The organism is Pseudonocardia sp. DxW (assembly GCF_058448985.1).
Window position 1 is genome coordinate 1 of the sequence record NZ_JBZFLK010000007.1, and the last position, 15,383, is coordinate 15,383.

Consider the following 15,383-nt stretch of genomic DNA (forward strand, 5'->3'; position numbering starts at 1 on the left):
AAGATCAAGACTGCACCAGCGAGATGATCACAGTACCGAGCACGCCACCCGAACGTGACGCGCCGTGACACCACCGCATCTGTGCCAGAGCCGGAAAGTTGACAGTCCCAGCGTTCCCGACTCCAGGTCGACGTTCGACCAGCGGAGCGCGCACAGCTCGCCCCGGCGGGCGCCGGTGGTCATGAACAGCCAGACCAGCGCACCCCAGTCCAGGTCCCGCCACGCCTCGTTCAGCAGCCGCGCGGCCTCCGCCGCGGACGGCGGCTGCGGGTCCGGCGGCGGCTTCGCGGGCGGCGAGACGAACTCGACCGGGTTGACCGACACCCAGCGCCACCGCACCCCGCGCGAGTACGCGCCGTTCAGCACGAAGTGGATGTGCCGGATCGTCGCCGGCGCGAGCGGGCGACAGCGGTGCGGACGGCACCGGACGTCGCACTCGTGCTCGCGCGGCGTCCGGTGGTCGACGCGCTTCGCCGATCCGGAACAGTGGTCGCGACAGCGGCGCAGCTCGGCGTAGAGCGAGTCCAGGGCCTCCGCCCCGACGGCGCCGGCCTTCGTCCGCCCCAGGAACGGACGGACGAGCAGCTCCAGGTACCGGGTGTAGGCCCGGTGCGTTGTCGCGCCGACGTCCAGGGTCTCCAGGTACCGGTCGAGCAGCTGATCCGGCGTCGCGCTCGTGCGGGGGCTGCGCTGCTCGTCGACGGCGTTGAGGAGCCGTGTCCGCGCAGCCTCGGCGCGGGCCTCCTGGCGCGGACCGGGCTCGATCACCTCGACGAGGGTGTTCCGCTTCCCCGACACCGGGTCCTGCCCGCCGTACACGCGGACGCGCAGCGCACCGCTCGGCAGTCTGTCGATCGTCCCGCGCTGCCTCCGGCGACCGGCCTTCGCCCGTGTCATGGGCCGAGGATACGAGCCCTTCGTGTCACGAAACGTGTCACGTGAGCTGGTGAGTGATCTTGCCAGGGATGAAACCCCTGGTCAGATGCGTGGGCGCGGCAGGGTTCGAACCTGCGACCGCTCGGGTGTAAACCGAGTGCTCTCCCGCTGAGCTACGCGCCCGGGACGGACACAGTTTCACATGGCCCCGAGCACCCGACGCCACCCGTCCGGGTCCCGCGGCTCCCCCGGCTGGTTCACCTCCGCGAACGACACCCGCCCGTCCGGACGCACCAGGAACGTCCCGCGCAGGGCCATCCCCTTGTCCGCGTTGAACACCCCGTACGAGTCCGCGACGGACCCGTGCGGCCAGAAGTCGGACAGCAGCGGGAAGGTGAATCCCGCCGAGACCGCCCAGGCAGCGAGCGCGAAGGTCGGGTCGCAGGAGACGGCAAGGATCTGCACCCGCTCGTTCTGGAACTCATCCACCGAGTCCTGCACGGCCTGCAGCTCCCCGCCGCAGATCCAGGAGAACGCGAACGGGTAGAACACAACCAGCGCGCTGCGGCCGCCGGCGAGCACCGAGCCGAGCGACACGGGCTGCCGCTGCGCGTCGGGCAGGGTGAACGCGGGCGCCGTCCCGCCGATCTCCGGGGCCATCCCGGCACCGTATCTCCGACGTCCGATCACTGGTCTCCCGGGACGTCCGGTGACGACGCTCCCGGCCATGACGATGACCGGTCTGCCCCACCCGACCGTCGACCGCCCCGGCTGCTCCGCACCGCGGGCGTCGGCGCGCTGCTCGACGGGTTGTCCTACGCCCTGATGCCGCTGCTGGTGTTCACCCTGCTCGCCGAGGAGAACCCGGACGTCGCCGCCGGTAAGCTCGCCGTGCAGTGGATCGGCGCCGTCGAGCCGGCCGCGTTCGCCGGGCCGGCCGCCGGCACCGCGATCCTGGTGCCGGGGGACGCGCGCGGTCGCCGAGCTGCTCGGCCGGGGCCTCATGAACGCGGCGATCACGCCCGGCTCGGCCTCTCCGGCAAGACCGTCGCCCGCTATGTGAGCACGGTGCTCACCCGCCTCGGCGCGGCGGACCGGGCCGAGGCGGTGCGGATCGTGCGGGAGCGCCGCTGAGCCCTAGCGTTTCCCCTTGCCCTGCTTCGGCGGGACCAGCTTCGACCCCACCCAGTCCTCGCCGAGTGTGGCGTTGCTCGTCTGCGACAGCCCCGCCGTGGGGGCCGCCTCCGCGATCTCGGACGGTTGGAGGTGGCCGTCGCGACCGGTCTTGGGCGTCAGCACCCAGACCACCCCGTCGTCGGCCAGCGGGGTGCGGGCGTCGACCAGTGTGTCGACCAGATCGCCGTCCCCGTCGCGGAACCACAGGAGGACGACGTCGATGACCTCCTGGGCGTCCTCGTCCAGCAGTTCCTCACCGATGACTGCCTCGACGGCCTCTCTGACCTGCTCGTCGACGTCGGTGTCGTATCCCAGCTCCTGGACGATCTGGCCCGGCTCGATGCCGAGCCTCCCCGCGATGTCGGACGCACCGGCATCTGCCGCGGTCACCACTCGGTCCCCTTTCACGCTGCTCACGCAGTCCATCGTTCTCGGTTCCGCGCGCAGGCGCCACCGTTGACACGAAATCGGATGCGGCATCCGAACACGCGGGCGGGACCCTGCGCAACCGGCCGTCACCGGTTGGGAACCGAGAGCACGGTGCCGCGCACGTCACCTCACCGTCCGTTCAGTTACGTCGGAGTAGTACCTATCCTCGCCCGGACGTCCCGCAACGCGTCCCCGTCACCGGGGAGCTGAGTTTCGGGCCCGCGCCGGAACAGGCACGATGGACGGTGGACACGCCCGTCGCGCCGGCCGGCAGCACCGCACCTAGCCGCCCCGTCGACCCGGGAACCGGTGCGGTGGGCGGACGTGAGGAATACAGGGCCGGGCGGACCCCGGCCACCGACTGATCAGGCAGGGAGAACCCTTGACCGCGCAGAGCAGCAGGGCGGGCAGCACCGACGGCGAGGAGCCACGCCGCGTCAACGTGATCCGGGGCGGGCTGGCGGCCCACCTGCCGGACATCGACCCGGAGGAGACGGCCGAGTGGCTGGAGTCCTTCGACGCGGTCCTGGACAACGCCGGGCAGCAGCGCGCCCGTTACCTGATGCTGACGATGCTGCAGCGTGCGCGCGAGAAGCACGTCGGTGTCCCGTCGCTGACCACCACCGACTACGTCAACACGATCCCGACCGACCAGGAGCCCTGGTTCCCGGGTGACGAGGACGTCGAGCGGACCTACCGGCGCTGGCTGCGCTGGAACGCCGCGATGACCGTGCACCGCGCGCAGCGGCCCGGCATCGGAGTCGGCGGGCACATCTCGTCCTACGCCTCGTCGGCGACGCTCTACGAGGTCGGGTTCAACCACTTCTTCCGCGGCAAGGACCACCCCGGCGGGGGTGACCAGATCTACATCCAGGGGCACGCCTCCCCCGGCATCTACGCCCGCGCGTTCCTCGAGGGCAGGCTGTCCGAGGACCGGCTCGACGGGTTCCGCCAGGAGCTCAGCCACGCCGGCCCGGGCGGCGGGCTGCCGTCCTATCCGCACCCGCGGCTGATGCCGGACTTCTGGGAGTTCCCCACCGTCTCGATGGGTATCGGCCCGATGAACGCGATCATGCAGGCCCGGTTCAACCGGTACCTGGGCGACCGCGGCTTCTCCGACACCCGCGACCAGCACGTCTGGGCCTTCCTCGGCGACGGCGAGATGGACGAGCCGGAGTCCCGCGGCATGATCCACGTCGCGGCGAACGAGGGCCTCGACAACCTGACGTTCGTGGTGAACTGCAACCTGCAGCGCCTCGACGGCCCGGTCCGCGGCAACGGCAAGATCATCCAGGAGCTGGAGGCGTTCTTCCGGGGCGCCGGCTGGAACGTCATCAAGGTCATCTGGGGCCGCGAGTGGGACTCGCTGCTGCACGCCGACCGCGACGGCGCGCTGATCAACCTGATGAACACCACGCCGGACGGCGACTACCAGACCTACAAGGCCAACGACGGCGCATACGTCCGCGACCACTTCTTCGGCCGCGACCCGCGCACCAAGTCGCTGGTCGAGCCGATGTCGGACGCCGAGATCTGGAAGCTCAAGCGGGGCGGCCACGACTACCGCAAGGTGCACGCCGCCTACGCCGCGGCGACCGCGCACCACGGCCAGCCGACCGTCATCCTGGCGAAGACGATCAAGGGGTACGGCCTGGGCACGCACTTCGCCGGCCGCAACGCCACCCACCAGATGAAGAAGCTGACGCTCGACGACCTCAAGCAGTTCCGCGACGAGCAGCGCATCCCGATCAGCGACGCCCAGCTCGAGGCCGACCCGTACCTGCCGCCGTACTACCACCCCGGCGACGACGACCCGGCCATCCAGTACCTCAAGGAGCGGCGCCGCCAGCTGGGCGGGCCGCTGCCCTCCCGGCGCACCACGTCGAAGCCGCTGGTGCTGCCCGGCGACAAGGTCTACGACTTCATCAAGAAGGGCTCCGGCAAGCAGGAGGTCGCCACCACGATGGCGTTCGTCCGGCTGCTCCGCGAGCTGATCAAGGACAAGGAGATCGGCGACCGCTTCGTCCCGATCATCCCGGACGAGGCCCGTACCTTCGGTATGGACTCGATGTTCCCGACCCAGAAGATCTACAACCCGCACGGGCAGAACTACACCTCGGTCGACGCCGAGCTGATGCTGGCCTACAAGGAGTCCGAGCAGGGCCAGATCCTGCACGAGGGCATCAACGAGGCGGGCTCGGTCGGGTCCTTCACCGCGGCGGGCACCTCGTACGCCACGCACGGCGAGCCGATGATCCCGGTCTACATCTTCTACTCGATGTTCGGCTTCCAGCGGACCGGCGACTCGATCTGGGCCGCCGCCGACCAGATGGCCCGCGGCTTCCTGGTCGGTGCCACCGCCGGGCGCACCACGCTGACCGGGGAGGGCCTGCAGCACAACGACGGCCACTCGCTGCTGCTGGCCGCCACCAACCCGGCCGTGGTCGCCTACGATCCGGCGTTCTCGTTCGAGGTCGCGCACATCGTGCAGGACGGCCTGCGCCGGATGGTCGGCGAGGACCCGGAGAACGTCATCTACTACCTGACGGTATACAACGAGCCCTACGTCCAGCCGGCCCAGCCCGCCGACCTGGACACCGAGGGCGTGCTGCGCGGCATGTACCGCTACGCCGCCGCCCCCGAGGGCAGCGGGCCCGTGGTGCGGCTGCTCGCCTCCGGCGTCTCGGTGCCGTGGGCGGTCACCGCGCAGCAGATGCTGGCCGACGAGTGGGACGTCCGCGCCGAGGTCTGGTCGGTCACCTCCTGGGGTGAGCTGCGCCGCGACGGCGTCGACGCCGAGCGCCGCAACCTGCTCGCCCCCGGGGACGACCCGGTGGTGCCCTACGTGACAACGAAGCTGGGCGAGGGCGACCACGCCGACGCGCCCGTCGTCGCGGTGTCGGACTGGATGCGGTCCGTGCCCGACCAGATCCGGCAGTGGTCCCCGGCGCCGTTCCTGTCGCTGGGCACCGACGGGTTCGGCCTGTCCGACACCCGGCCCGCGGTGCGCAGGCACTTCGCCGTCGACGCCGAGTCCATCGTGGTCGGCGCCCTCTCGGCGCTGGCCGGTCAGGGCCAGATCAAGCGGGAGACCGCGGCCGAGGCCGCGGCCGGCTACAAGATCGACGACCCGCGGGCGGCCGGCCCGCAGACCAGCGACTCCGGCGCCGCCTGAACCACGGCGCCGCAGCGGCGGCCCGTCGCACCCCGGCCCGGGGTGCGGCGGGCCGCCGTCGGCTTTTCGCCCCTCCCCGGGCGGCGCAGATCACGATAAGCTCCGCCCGACGGTGCGTGTGGTGATCACTCGTCGCCCGGCAGCACCGTCCTGACCAGGGCGTGGACCGTGTGCGTCGCTGGCCGGCGGCAACGGGACGAGGTGTCCCGGGCCGATGAACGAGGGAGCAGGAATGGCAGAGGGCACCGTCAAGTGGTTCAACAGCGAGAAGGGCTACGGCTTCCTCGCTCCCGACGGTGGTGGCGCGGACGTGTTCGTGCACTACTCGGCGATCCAGACGAACGGCTACAAGACGCTCGACGAGGGCCAGCGCGTCGCGTTCGACATCGAGCAGGGCCAGAAGGGACCGCAGGCCAGCGCGGTCACGCCGCTCTGAGCGGCGCCCCCGGAGCGGACCGCCGGTAACCGGCGGCCGACCTCCGCACATCCGGTCCGGAGCACGCCAGCCGGACCGCGACATTCGCTGCCCCGCACCCGGCAGGGTGCCGGGGCGGAGCCGGTGCGCGGCGCCCGGATCCGCCCGATGTCGCAGATGCCCCGGGCGTCGCGGTCTGCTCAGCCGTCCAGGCTGGGCCCCGGCCCGAGCGCTCCGTGCATCTCCCACACCAGGATCTCGGCCCCGTCCGGCCCGGCGGTGATCCGCCGGCCGCCGCCGTCGTCGACGATCCTGGCCGCATCGCCGGTCTCCAGCGGGCCGGCGCCGGTCGCGGACGTCGCCGCCTCCAGGTCGGCACTGCCGCGCGCGACGAAGGCGTGCAGGTAGGGCGCCGCGGGCAGCGGCGTGCCGGCCCCCGGCCGCAGCCGCACCACGGTGAGCGCCGCCCGCCGCTGCCGCAGCGCCAGCAGCGAGCTGCCGCGGTGCCGTTCCAGCCCGGACGCCAGCACCACCGGCTCCCCGGTCGCAGGCGCGTCCCGCACCTCGTACTCCGGCGCCCCGCCCGGCCCGTCCGGCACCACCCACATCTGCACGAACCGGACACCGGCCTGCGGGGTCGCGTGCTCGGAGTGCCGCACCCCGGCGCCGGCGCCGAGCCGCTGCACCTGCCCGGGCGCGACCCGCTCGGTGCGGCCGCTGCCGGTGTCCCGGTGCTCCAGCTCCCCCTCCAGCACCCAGGTGAGGATCTCGGTGTCCCGGTGCGGGTGCTCGTCGTAGCCCCGCTCGGGCAGCACCCGGTCCTCGTTGTGCAGCAGGAGCAGCCCGAAGTGGGTGTTCGACGGGTCGTAGTGCGCACCGGCGGAGAAGCTGTGCCGGGAGTCCAGCCAGCCGGTCCGGGTGCGGAATCGTCCGCCCGCGCGGTGCAGGGTGACGCGCGGGCCGTGCTCTGCGGTGCTCATCGTCGTGTCATGCTGCCCGACGTGCGCCACCCTCCGATCGCGAGCGCGACGTTGCGCCGCCTGGAACTGGCCTCGGCGCCGCTCGCGGCGGCCTGTCTGGCCGAGATGGAGCGCACCCGTCCCTGGTTCGCCGAGCTGCCCGCCGACCAGCGGGCCGGGGTCGCGCTGGTCACCCAGACCGGCGTCGCGAACTTCGTGTCCTGGCTGCGCGAGCCGGACCGCACCACCCCGCTCACCGCCGAGGCGTTCCGGATCGCGCCGCGCGACCTGGCCCGGCGGATCAGCCTGCGGCAGACCGTGGAGCTGGTGCGGATCGCCGCCGACGTGTTCGAGGAGCACCTGCCCCCGCTCGCCGGGGACGCCACCGAGCAGCACGAGCTGACCGAGGCGGTGCTGCGCTTCGGCCGGGAGATCGCGTTCGCCGCGGCGACCGTCTACGCCGGCGCCGCCGAGTCCCGCGGCGCCTGGGACGCCCGGCTGGAGGCGCTGGTCGTCGACGCGGTGCTGCGCGGCGACGACGACGGCGCGCTCGTCTCCCGGGCCGCCGCCCTCGGCTGGAACCCGGCGGCGCCGGTGCACTGCCTGGTCGGCCGGGTGCCCGGCAGCGGATCGGAGTCCCCGCAGCTGATCGTGGAGCTGCGCAAGCTCGCCGCGCGGCTGCACCACGACGTCCTCGTCGGCGTCCAGGGCCGCAGGCTGGTCGTGCTGCTGCATCCCACCGGCCGGGTCGCGGCCGGCACGACCGCGCCGGTGCTCGGCGAGATCGCCGCCCGCTTCGGACCGGGGCCGGTCGTCGCGGGCGAGCCGAGCGCCGATCTCGCCGGGGCCGGCGCGTCGGTCGCCGAGGCGATCGCCGGGCTGGCCGCCGCGCCCGGCTACCCGGACGCGCCGCGGCCGGTCGCGACCCGCGACCTGCTCCCCGAGCGCGCGCTGTGCGGCGACCCGACGGCCCGGCGGCGGCTCGCCGAGGAGGTCCTCGCCCCGCTGCACGACGCGGGCGGCGAGCTGCTGCGCACGCTCGCCGCGTACCTGGAGGGCGGCGCGAGCCTGGAGGGCTGCGCGCGGGCGCTCTACGTGCACCCGAACACCGTGCGCTACCGGCTGCGCCGGATCGCCGAGCTGGTCGGCCTGTCCCCGACCGATCCGCGCCAGGCGTTCGTGCTGCGCACCGCGCTCGTGGCGGACCGCACCGGCGGAGTCCGGGAGAGCGGGTCCGGCGCCGAACCGCTGACCCCGCTCGACGACGCCCGGCCGACCGGGATCGGCTCGGGCGCAACAGCCGAGGTGATGTCGTGAACCCTACAAACAGATACCCGTGCGGGAGGGTAACGAGGGCTCGGTCACACTCCCGTATTGGAGGATTCCTCCAACTACGGTGGGCCGAAGTTCGTCGTAACCGATATCCCGCCGCCGACCCCGTGAGGTGTGTGATGTCCCGGTGATCGCCCTGCTCGCGCCCGGCCAGGGGGCCCAGACCCCCGGCATGCTCGCTCCGTGGCTGGCGGACCCCGCCGCCGAGAAGCTCGTCGCCGGCTGGTCCGACGCGGTCGGTCTCGATCTCGTCCGGCTGGGCACCACCGCGGACGCGGCGGAGATCACCGACACCGCGGTCACCCAGCCGCTGATCGTCAGCCTCGGCCTGCTGGCGGCCCGCCGGCTGCGCGAGACGGTGGAGCTGCCCGCGGACACGGTCGTCGCGGGCCACTCGATCGGCGAGCTCACCGCCGCGGCGATCGCCGGGGTGCTCGACGACGACGCCGCGGTCGCACTGGCCGGGGTGCGTGGCCGGGAGATGGCGGCCGCCTGCGCGGTCGCCCCGACCTCGATGGCCGCCGTGCTCGGCGGCGACCCGGACGTGGTGCTGGCCCGGCTCGCCGAGCTCGGCCTGGACCCGGCCAACCGCAACGGCGCGGGCCAGATCGTCGCGGCCGGTGCGAAGGAGGCGGTCACCGAGCTGGTCGCCGGGCCGCCGGAGGGCGCCCGGGTCAAGGAGCTCCCGGTCGCCGGGGCCTTCCACACCGCGCACATGGAGCCCGCCCGGGCCGCGCTGGCCGAGCACGCGTCGTCGGTGACGGTCGCCGATCCCGGACTGACCCTGCTGTCCAACGCCGACGGCGGTGTCGTCGGCTCCGGCACCGAGGCCCTCGAACGGCTGGTCGCCCAGGTGACCCGCCCGGTCCGCTGGGACTCCTGCATGCAGACCCTGGCCGAGCGGTCGGTCGGCGCGACCCTCGAGCTGCCCCCGGGCGCGACGCTGACCGGGTTGGTCAAGCGGGCGGTCAAGGGCACCCCGACGCTCGCCCTGAAGACGCCCGAGCAGCTCGACGCCGCCGCACAACTCATCGAGGAGCACCGGAAGTGACCCGGATCCGCCTGGCCGAGCCGACCGTCGGGGCGCGCGTACTGGGCCTGGGCAGCGCCCAGCCCGAACACGTCGTCACCAACGACGACCTGGCCCGCCGGGTCGAGACCGACGACGCCTGGATCCGCTCGCGGGTCGGCATCGCCGAACGCCGGATCGCCGACGACGCGACCTCGCTGCCGGACCTGGCCGTCGACGCCGGGCTGGCCGCGCTCAAGGACGCCGGGCTCGACGCGGCCGGGCCGGGCGCGGTGATCGTCGCCACCTGCACGATGCCCAACCCGATCCCGAACGCCGCCGCCCAGGTCGCCACCCGGCTCGGCGCGAACGGGGTCCCCGCGTTCGACCTGAACGCGGCCTGCGCCGGCTTCTCCTACGCGCTCGGTGTCGCCGCGGACATGGTCCGCGGCGGCAGCGTGCCGAACGTGCTGGTGATCGGCGCAGAGAAGCTCTCCGACTGGATGGACTGGGACGACCGCTCGACCAGCATCATCTTCGCCGACGGCGCGGGTGCCGCGCTGGTCGGACCGGCGACCGCGCAGGACGGCGTCGGGATCGGGCCGGTCGCCTGGGGCAGCTCCGGGGAGCAGGCGTCGGCGATCCGGATCCTCGGCGAGTCGACGAACAAGCTGCACCAGGAGGGCCAGGCGGTGTTCCGCTGGGCCACCACCGCGGTGGCGCCGGTCGCGCTGGACGCGATCGAGCGGGCCGGGCTGGCCCCCGCCGACATCGACGTGCTGATCCCGCACCAGGCCAACCTGCGGATCGTCGAGGCGATCGCCCGCAAGCTGCGCTCCAAGGGCGCCCGGGACGATCTCGTCGTCGCCGACGACATCGTGCACTCCGGCAACACCTCGTCCGCGTCCATCCCGCTGGCGCTGGACCACATGCGCAGTGCCGGCCGGGTACGGTCCGGCGACGTACTGCTGCTCGTAGGCTTCGGCGCAGGACTGTCCTACGCCGGACAGGTCGTCGTCTGTCCGTGAGACGGTCGGCCCTGGCACACCGCACCACCCCGTACGACCGACCCCCACCCATCGGAGGAGAACCGAACGTGGCTGACAACGCTGAGATCCTGTCCGGGCTTGCCGAGATCGTCGAGGAGGTCGCCGGCATCGACACCGCCGAGGTGACCCCCGAGAAGTCGTTCGTCGACGACCTGGACATCGACTCGCTGTCCATGGTGGAGATCGCCGTGCAGGCCGAGGACAAGTTCGGCGCGAAGATCCCGGACGACCAGCTGGCCGAGCTGAAGACCGTCGGCGACGCCGTCGACTTCATCGCCAAGCACCAGTGAGCCGAACCGGCGAGCGCTGTCGTCTCGTCGGGGAAAAGGAGACGTCATGACCGACGGAGTGGTCGTCACCGGTTTCGGGGCCACCACCCCGCTCGGCGGGGACGCCGCCTCCACCTGGGAGGCACTGCTCGCCGGGAAGTCCGGCGTGAGCACCGTCGAGGCGGAGTGGACCGAACGCTTCGACCTCCCGGTGCAGATCGCGGCTCAGCTCGCGGTCGAGCCCACCGAGGTCATCCCGCGGGTGCAGGCCCGCCGGATGGACCGGTGCGAGCAGGTCGCGATGGTCGCCGCCAAGGAGGCCTGGGCGCACTCCGGTCTCGGCGCGGTCCCCGGCGAGGACGGCGCGTCCGTCGAGGCCGAGCGGCTCGCCGTCGTGATCGGGGCCGGCATCGGCGGGGCGCCGACCCTGCTCGCGCAGGACGACCTGCTCGAGGAGCACGGCCTGCGCAAGGTCTCGCCGCTGACGGTGCCGATGCTGATGCCCAACGGGCCGGCCGCGATGGTCAGCCTGGAGTACAAGGCCAAGGGCGGGGTGCACTCCCCCGCGTCGGCGTGCGCGACCGGCGCCGAGGCGCTCGCCTGGGCCTACCGGCTGCTGCAGGCCGGCGAGGTCGACGTGGTGCTGGCCGGCGGCGCCGAGTCCTGCATCGTGCCGATCACCGTGGCCGGGTTCGTGCAGGCCAGGACCCTGTCCACCCGCAACGACGACCCGGAGCGTGCCTCCCGGCCGTTCGACACCGGGCGCGACGGGTTCGTCCTCGGCGAGGGCGCCGGCGTGCTGGTGCTCGAGCGGGAGGAGTTCGCGCGGGCCCGCGGGGCGACCGTGCACGGCAGGCTCGCCGGGATCGGGATGACCTCGGACGCCTACCACATCACCGGTCCCGACCCGGAGGGCGAGGGCCAGGTCCGCGCCATGCGGAAGGCCGTCGCGAGCGCCGGGCTGGAGGTCTCCGACGTCACCCACGTCAACTGCCACGCCACCTCCACGGTGGTCGGCGACGTCGGCGAGTCGGTGGCCGTGCGCAAGGCGCTCGGCGACCACCCGGTGCTCACCGCGCCCAAGTCGGCGCTCGGGCACCTGGTCGGCGGGGCCGGTGCGGTGGAGGGGATCGTCGCGCTGCTGTCGGTGCGCGACGACGTCATCCCGGCCACCCTGAACCTCGAGGACAAGGACCCGAAGGTCGAGCTCGACGTGGTCGCCGGGGAGCCCCGGAAGGTCACCGTCGACGCGGCCCTGAACAACTCGTTCGGGTTCGGCGGGCACAACGCCTCGCTGCTGTTCACGAAGGTCTGACCCGCGGTCACGTCCACGGCGGCGGTCCCGGACCCCGGGACCGCCGCCGTCGTCGTTGCGGGCGCGCTCAGCAGGGGGCGCCGAGCACGCCGCCCGCGTCACCGACCAGCATCCGCGGCGGCGACCCGGCCATCGGGTACGCGGCCTGCCAGCAGATCCGGCCGACCTGCAGCCCCGGCGGCCCGTCGGACGGGTCCTGGACGCTGACGAAGCGCACCAGCGCGACCACCCCGCCGCCCGGCGCCGGATCGATCCGGTCCACCCGGATGGTGCCGTCGATCGTTGAGCCGACGCCGTCCAGCCACACCTCGCGCGGCTGCTGCTCGGCGCGTTCCGGGCTGACCACCCGCGCCCACGTCTCGTGATCGCGGCCGTTGACCGCGTCGAAGTAGAGCTGGACCCGTTCGAGCACCAGCCGGGCCGCCGGATGGCCCGCCGCGCCGGCGCTGATCGTCACGGTCCCGTCGCCGGCGCCGTCCTGCGGGAGGCGTGGCGGAGCCGCCCCGGGGGCGACGCCGCGCGGCGCGGCACCGGCCGCGGTCCACGCCGTCCCACCGATCGCGACCAGCGCGACCACCATCCCGGCGGCGACCGCCGCCGCCCGGGCGCTCATCCCTGCCTCCTGCACACATCGGACAGTGTGCCGGGGCCGGGTGCGGTCAGCCGACCCGGTGGTTCAGCCAGGTGACCGCGGCGCCGTCGCCGGCGAAGCGGAAGGACTCGAGCTCGTCGTCCCAGGCCGTGCCGAGCAGCTGGTCCAGCCGCCGGGACAGGCCCGGGCCCCCGTTCTCCGCCATCACCGCCCGGAGCTGGTCCTCGGGCAGCACGACGTCGCCGTTCGCGCTGGTGCGCCCGTGCCACATGCCCAGGCCCGGCACGTGCATGAACCGCTCGCCGTCCATGCCCGGGCTCGGTTCCTCGGTCACCTCGAACCGCAGCATCGACCAGGCCCGCAACGCGCTCGCGAGCGCGGACCCGCTCCCGGCGGGACCGCTCCACGAGCACTCGGCCCGCATCTGCCCGGACGCGACCGGCTGCGCGGACCACTCGAGGGAGACCCGCGTTCCGAGAACGCCCGAGAGCGCCCACTCGACGTGCGGACAGACCGCAGTCGGCGACGAGTGGACGAACACCACTCCGCGTGTGCTCACTGCCAACCTCCGCTGTCGTCGACGAGGATCGTCTTCCCCTACGTCCTCGGGACTCTGCGGTGTGTGGCGCGGCGACCGTGCGCTGGTGTCGTGTGCTGGTTCGTGTGCTGCGTGGGGCTCGGGGAGACCTCCGTTGCGGGTGGGGAATCCGGTGGTGTCACTGTGCCGTATTCCGGCTCCGGCGGCCACCCCGACACGTCCACCGAGTGAACGACCACCGGCGTGTCGCGGCCCGCCGCGCGGATCAGGCGGTGTAGGTGGCGAGCGGCGTGCCGGTCCCCGGGTCGTCGGTCTCGGTCCGGGTGAGCTCGCCCAGATCGGCGAGCACGTCGAGGTGCGCCACCGTCTCCAGCACGGCCAGCATCCGGTTGAACAGGTTCATCTCGTCGAACCGGTGCTCGCGGCGGGTCCAGCGCAGCACCCGGGCCACCTCCCAGGCGGTCGGGTTGCCGGCGGCGACCGCGTCCCGGCACTGCGCGAGCCGGACGTCGTGGTGCGCCAGCAGCTCCTCGACGCGGGCGTGCACCCGGCCGCCGACCGGCCCGTGCGCGGGCAGCAGATCAGCGTCCGGCCGGGCCCGGACAAGCCGCAGCGAGTCCAGGAACTGGCCGAGCGGGCTCGCCACCGGCGCCGGCTGCAGCCCGATCGACGGGGTGATCCGGGGCAGCACGTGGTCACCGGCGAACAGCAGCTCGTGCGCGTCGTCGGCGAACACCAGGTGGCCGCGGGTGTGCCCGGGGGTCTCGACGGCGGTGAGCGACCGGACGTCCGCCTGCTCCCCGAGCGTGATCACCGCCCGGTCGGCGATCCACTCGTCCGGCGCCTGCCACTCCTCCGGCTCCGGCCGCGGCCACGGGCCGCTGCGGCCGATCTCCTCGACCAGCGCCGCCGCGCCGCAGCGCAGCAGCCGGGTCCGGTCGGGTTCCCGGGCCGGGCGGGCCGGATCGGCGACGACGTCCAGGTTCGGCTTCTCCCCGGCACCGAGCAGCACCCGGGTGCCGTACTCGCGGCGCAGCACCGACGCCAGCGTGTAGTGGTCGCGATGGGCGTGGGTGATGAGGAACCGGCGGACGTCGCCCAGTCCGGAGCCGAGCGCGGCGAGCGACTTCTCCAGCAGGTCCCGGGCCTCGTCGATGGCCCATCCGGAGTCGACCATGGTCCAGCCGCCGGCGTCGGCGACCGCGTAGACGTTCACCGCCCGCAGGCCGTCGTTGGGCAGCGGCAGCGGGATCCGGTAGACGCCCGGGGCGCTGCGGAACACCCCCGCCGCCGTCCAGTCGCCGCTCGGATCGTCGTCGGTCACGGTCGGGAGGCTCACCCACAGCACGATAGATCGTGTGCAGTGCTATCGGGCTCGCCGGGCTCGCCGGGCTCGCCGGGCCGCCGGGCCGCCGGGTCCGGCGGGCTACCGGGTGAAGGCGTCCCGGCCGGTCGACGGCGTCGCGAACATCGACCCGCCGTAGAGCTCCCGGAAGGTGGCGAGCACGTCGTCCAGCGGGAGATCGTGGAAGGTGCCGCGGTCGTGCTCGTAGCTCATGTAGCGCGCACCGGAGCCGTCGAACTCGTGCATCAGCGCGTCCGCCGTCCCGTCGAACGCGATCGGCTCGACGCCGAACCGGGCGCACAGCTCGGCGTTGAACGCGGGCGTCGCCTTGACCCACCGGCCGTCCAGCCACAGCGCGCTGTAGCCGTGCCAGGCGAACAGGTCGGCGCCGCCCATCCGGGCCCGCAGTCGCGGGGTGTTGAGATGGTTGCGGACATCGGCGAACCCGAGCCGGGCCGGGATCCCGGCCGCGCGGGCGGCGGCGGTGAGCAGTACCGCCTTCGGCACGCACCAGGCCGCCGTCCGCTCGGCGACCCGGCTCGCCCGGTAGTCGGCGGGATCGGTGACCACCCCGAACGGGTCGTACCAGATGCCGTCGCGGACGGCGTCGAACAGCTCCACCGCCCGCTCGACGGGATCGCCGCGGCCCACCGTGACCCGCTCGGCGAACGCGCGCACGGCGGGCGCGTCGGAGTCGGTGAACCAGCCTGGCTCCAGGTCGGACCCGGTCGGTACGGACATGTCGCCCTCCTTCGACGTGACCCCGTCTCGCACGCCCGAGGATCACCATACGTGCACCTTTGGTGACACAGCGCCGATATCGCTCGCCGAGTACACCCGAGGGTGGGACATGCTCGCACCCGGAGGAAGCCGGAATCCGCGCTACCGTCCCTGCGTTCGGTGA

General features: G+C 73.3%; 16 protein-coding genes and 1 tRNA gene. 8 read left to right on the forward strand and 9 right to left on the reverse strand.

What is annotated here, in order from left to right:
- Positions 1-27: 27 nt before the first annotated feature.
- The 3 genes from ACVJO7_RS12375 to ACVJO7_RS12385 form a co-directional block, all read right to left on the reverse strand.
- Positions 28-897: a hypothetical protein gene (locus ACVJO7_RS12375; protein WP_491672994.1), complete on the reverse strand. Its 870-nt coding sequence runs from the start codon at positions 895-897 to the stop codon at positions 28-30.
- 90 nt (positions 898-987) lie between these two features.
- Positions 988-1,059, reverse strand: a tRNA-Val gene (locus tag ACVJO7_RS12380).
- A 15-nt stretch (positions 1,060-1,074) separates the two neighbouring features.
- Complete coding sequence (locus ACVJO7_RS12385) at positions 1,075-1,536, reverse strand: redoxin domain-containing protein (protein WP_491672995.1); 462 nt, start codon at positions 1,534-1,536, stop codon at positions 1,075-1,077.
- A 150-nt stretch (positions 1,537-1,686) separates the two neighbouring features.
- Between ACVJO7_RS12385 and ACVJO7_RS12390 the strand changes: the two genes are divergently transcribed.
- Positions 1,687-2,010 (forward strand): hypothetical protein, encoded by a 324-nt coding sequence (locus ACVJO7_RS12390; protein ID WP_491672996.1) that lies wholly within the window; start codon positions 1,687-1,689, stop codon positions 2,008-2,010.
- A gap of 3 nt (positions 2,011-2,013) precedes the next feature.
- On the opposite strand, the gene ACVJO7_RS12395 is transcribed toward ACVJO7_RS12390, so the two are convergent.
- A complete protein-coding gene (locus tag ACVJO7_RS12395) occupies positions 2,014-2,445 on the reverse strand; it encodes a DUF3052 domain-containing protein (protein ID WP_344027656.1) in 432 nt (143 codons plus the stop codon).
- 418 nt (positions 2,446-2,863) lie between these two features.
- Here ACVJO7_RS12395 and aceE point away from each other — a divergent pair, with 418 nt between their 5' ends.
- Positions 2,864-5,656: a pyruvate dehydrogenase (acetyl-transferring), homodimeric type gene (gene aceE, locus ACVJO7_RS12400; RefSeq protein WP_491672997.1), complete on the forward strand. Its 2,793-nt coding sequence runs from the start codon at positions 2,864-2,866 to the stop codon at positions 5,654-5,656.
- A gap of 232 nt (positions 5,657-5,888) precedes the next feature.
- On the forward strand, positions 5,889-6,092 hold the full coding sequence (locus ACVJO7_RS12405) for a cold-shock protein (RefSeq protein ID WP_085915279.1): 204 nt from the start codon (positions 5,889-5,891) through the stop codon (positions 6,090-6,092).
- A 179-nt stretch (positions 6,093-6,271) separates the two neighbouring features.
- Here the strand turns inward: ACVJO7_RS12405 and ACVJO7_RS12410 are convergent, their stop codons facing one another.
- Positions 6,272-7,051, reverse strand: coding sequence for a pirin family protein (locus ACVJO7_RS12410; protein WP_491672998.1), 780 nt, complete (start codon positions 7,049-7,051; stop codon positions 6,272-6,274).
- A 9-nt stretch (positions 7,052-7,060) separates the two neighbouring features.
- Here ACVJO7_RS12410 and ACVJO7_RS12415 point away from each other — a divergent pair, with 9 nt between their 5' ends.
- The 5 genes from ACVJO7_RS12415 (at position 7,061) to ACVJO7_RS12435 (ending at position 12,004) form a co-directional block, all read left to right on the forward strand.
- On the forward strand, positions 7,061-8,347 hold the full coding sequence (locus ACVJO7_RS12415; RefSeq protein ID WP_491672999.1) for a PucR family transcriptional regulator: 1,287 nt from the start codon (positions 7,061-7,063) through the stop codon (positions 8,345-8,347).
- Between the two features lie 142 nt (positions 8,348-8,489).
- The gene (locus ACVJO7_RS12420) at positions 8,490-9,413 is read left to right on the forward strand and encodes an ACP S-malonyltransferase (protein WP_344027570.1); all 924 of its coding nucleotides are present in this window, start codon (positions 8,490-8,492) and stop codon (positions 9,411-9,413) included.
- Positions 9,410-10,399, forward strand: a complete 990-nt coding sequence (locus ACVJO7_RS12425; RefSeq protein ID WP_491673000.1) for a beta-ketoacyl-ACP synthase III — start codon at positions 9,410-9,412, stop codon at positions 10,397-10,399. Before ACVJO7_RS12420 ends, ACVJO7_RS12425 begins: the two co-directional genes overlap by 4 nt.
- Before the next feature lie 68 nt (positions 10,400-10,467).
- Positions 10,468-10,710, forward strand: coding sequence for an acyl carrier protein (locus ACVJO7_RS12430; RefSeq protein ID WP_010231572.1), 243 nt, complete (start codon positions 10,468-10,470; stop codon positions 10,708-10,710).
- 46 nt (positions 10,711-10,756) lie between these two features.
- Positions 10,757-12,004, forward strand: a complete 1,248-nt coding sequence (locus ACVJO7_RS12435; protein ID WP_491673001.1) for a beta-ketoacyl-[acyl-carrier-protein] synthase family protein — start codon at positions 10,757-10,759, stop codon at positions 12,002-12,004.
- A 67-nt stretch (positions 12,005-12,071) separates the two neighbouring features.
- On the opposite strand, the gene ACVJO7_RS12440 is transcribed toward ACVJO7_RS12435, so the two are convergent.
- From ACVJO7_RS12440 to ACVJO7_RS12455, 4 genes are all read right to left on the reverse strand, one after another.
- Positions 12,072-12,617 carry a hypothetical protein gene (locus tag ACVJO7_RS12440; protein ID WP_344027557.1) on the reverse strand — a complete coding sequence of 182 codons (546 nt, stop codon included), beginning with the start codon at positions 12,615-12,617 and terminating at the stop codon, positions 12,072-12,074.
- A 46-nt stretch (positions 12,618-12,663) separates the two neighbouring features.
- Positions 12,664-13,155, reverse strand: a complete 492-nt coding sequence (locus ACVJO7_RS12445) for a DUF3145 domain-containing protein (RefSeq protein ID WP_491673002.1) — start codon at positions 13,153-13,155, stop codon at positions 12,664-12,666.
- A gap of 244 nt (positions 13,156-13,399) precedes the next feature.
- Positions 13,400-14,473, reverse strand: coding sequence for an MBL fold metallo-hydrolase (locus ACVJO7_RS12450; RefSeq protein ID WP_491673003.1), 1,074 nt, complete (start codon positions 14,471-14,473; stop codon positions 13,400-13,402).
- An 87-nt stretch (positions 14,474-14,560) separates the two neighbouring features.
- Positions 14,561-15,220 carry a transglutaminase-like domain-containing protein gene (locus tag ACVJO7_RS12455; RefSeq protein WP_491673004.1) on the reverse strand — a complete coding sequence of 220 codons (660 nt, stop codon included), beginning with the start codon at positions 15,218-15,220 and terminating at the stop codon, positions 14,561-14,563.
- Positions 15,221-15,383 lie beyond the last annotated feature (163 nt).

Bases quoted from the DNA above. Each gene is read 5' to 3' on its own strand.
- ACVJO7_RS12375 (WP_491672994.1), bottom strand. From the start codon at position 897: ATGACACGGGCGAAGGCCGGTCGCCGGAGGCAGCGCGGGACGATCGAC.
- ACVJO7_RS12385 (WP_491672995.1), bottom strand. From the start codon at position 1,536: ATGGCCCCGGAGATCGGCGGGACGGCGCCCGCGTTCACCCTGCCCGAC.
- ACVJO7_RS12405 (WP_085915279.1), top strand. From the start codon at position 5,889: ATGGCAGAGGGCACCGTCAAGTGGTTCAACAGCGAGAAGGGCTACGGC.
- ACVJO7_RS12410 (WP_491672998.1), bottom strand. From the start codon at position 7,051: ATGAGCACCGCAGAGCACGGCCCGCGCGTCACCCTGCACCGCGCGGGC.
- ACVJO7_RS12415 (WP_491672999.1), top strand. From the start codon at position 7,061: ATGCTGCCCGACGTGCGCCACCCTCCGATCGCGAGCGCGACGTTGCGC.
- ACVJO7_RS12435 (WP_491673001.1), top strand. From the start codon at position 10,757: ATGACCGACGGAGTGGTCGTCACCGGTTTCGGGGCCACCACCCCGCTC.
- ACVJO7_RS12440 (WP_344027557.1), bottom strand. From the start codon at position 12,617: ATGAGCGCCCGGGCGGCGGCGGTCGCCGCCGGGATGGTGGTCGCGCTG.
- ACVJO7_RS12455 (WP_491673004.1), bottom strand. From the start codon at position 15,220: ATGTCCGTACCGACCGGGTCCGACCTGGAGCCAGGCTGGTTCACCGAC.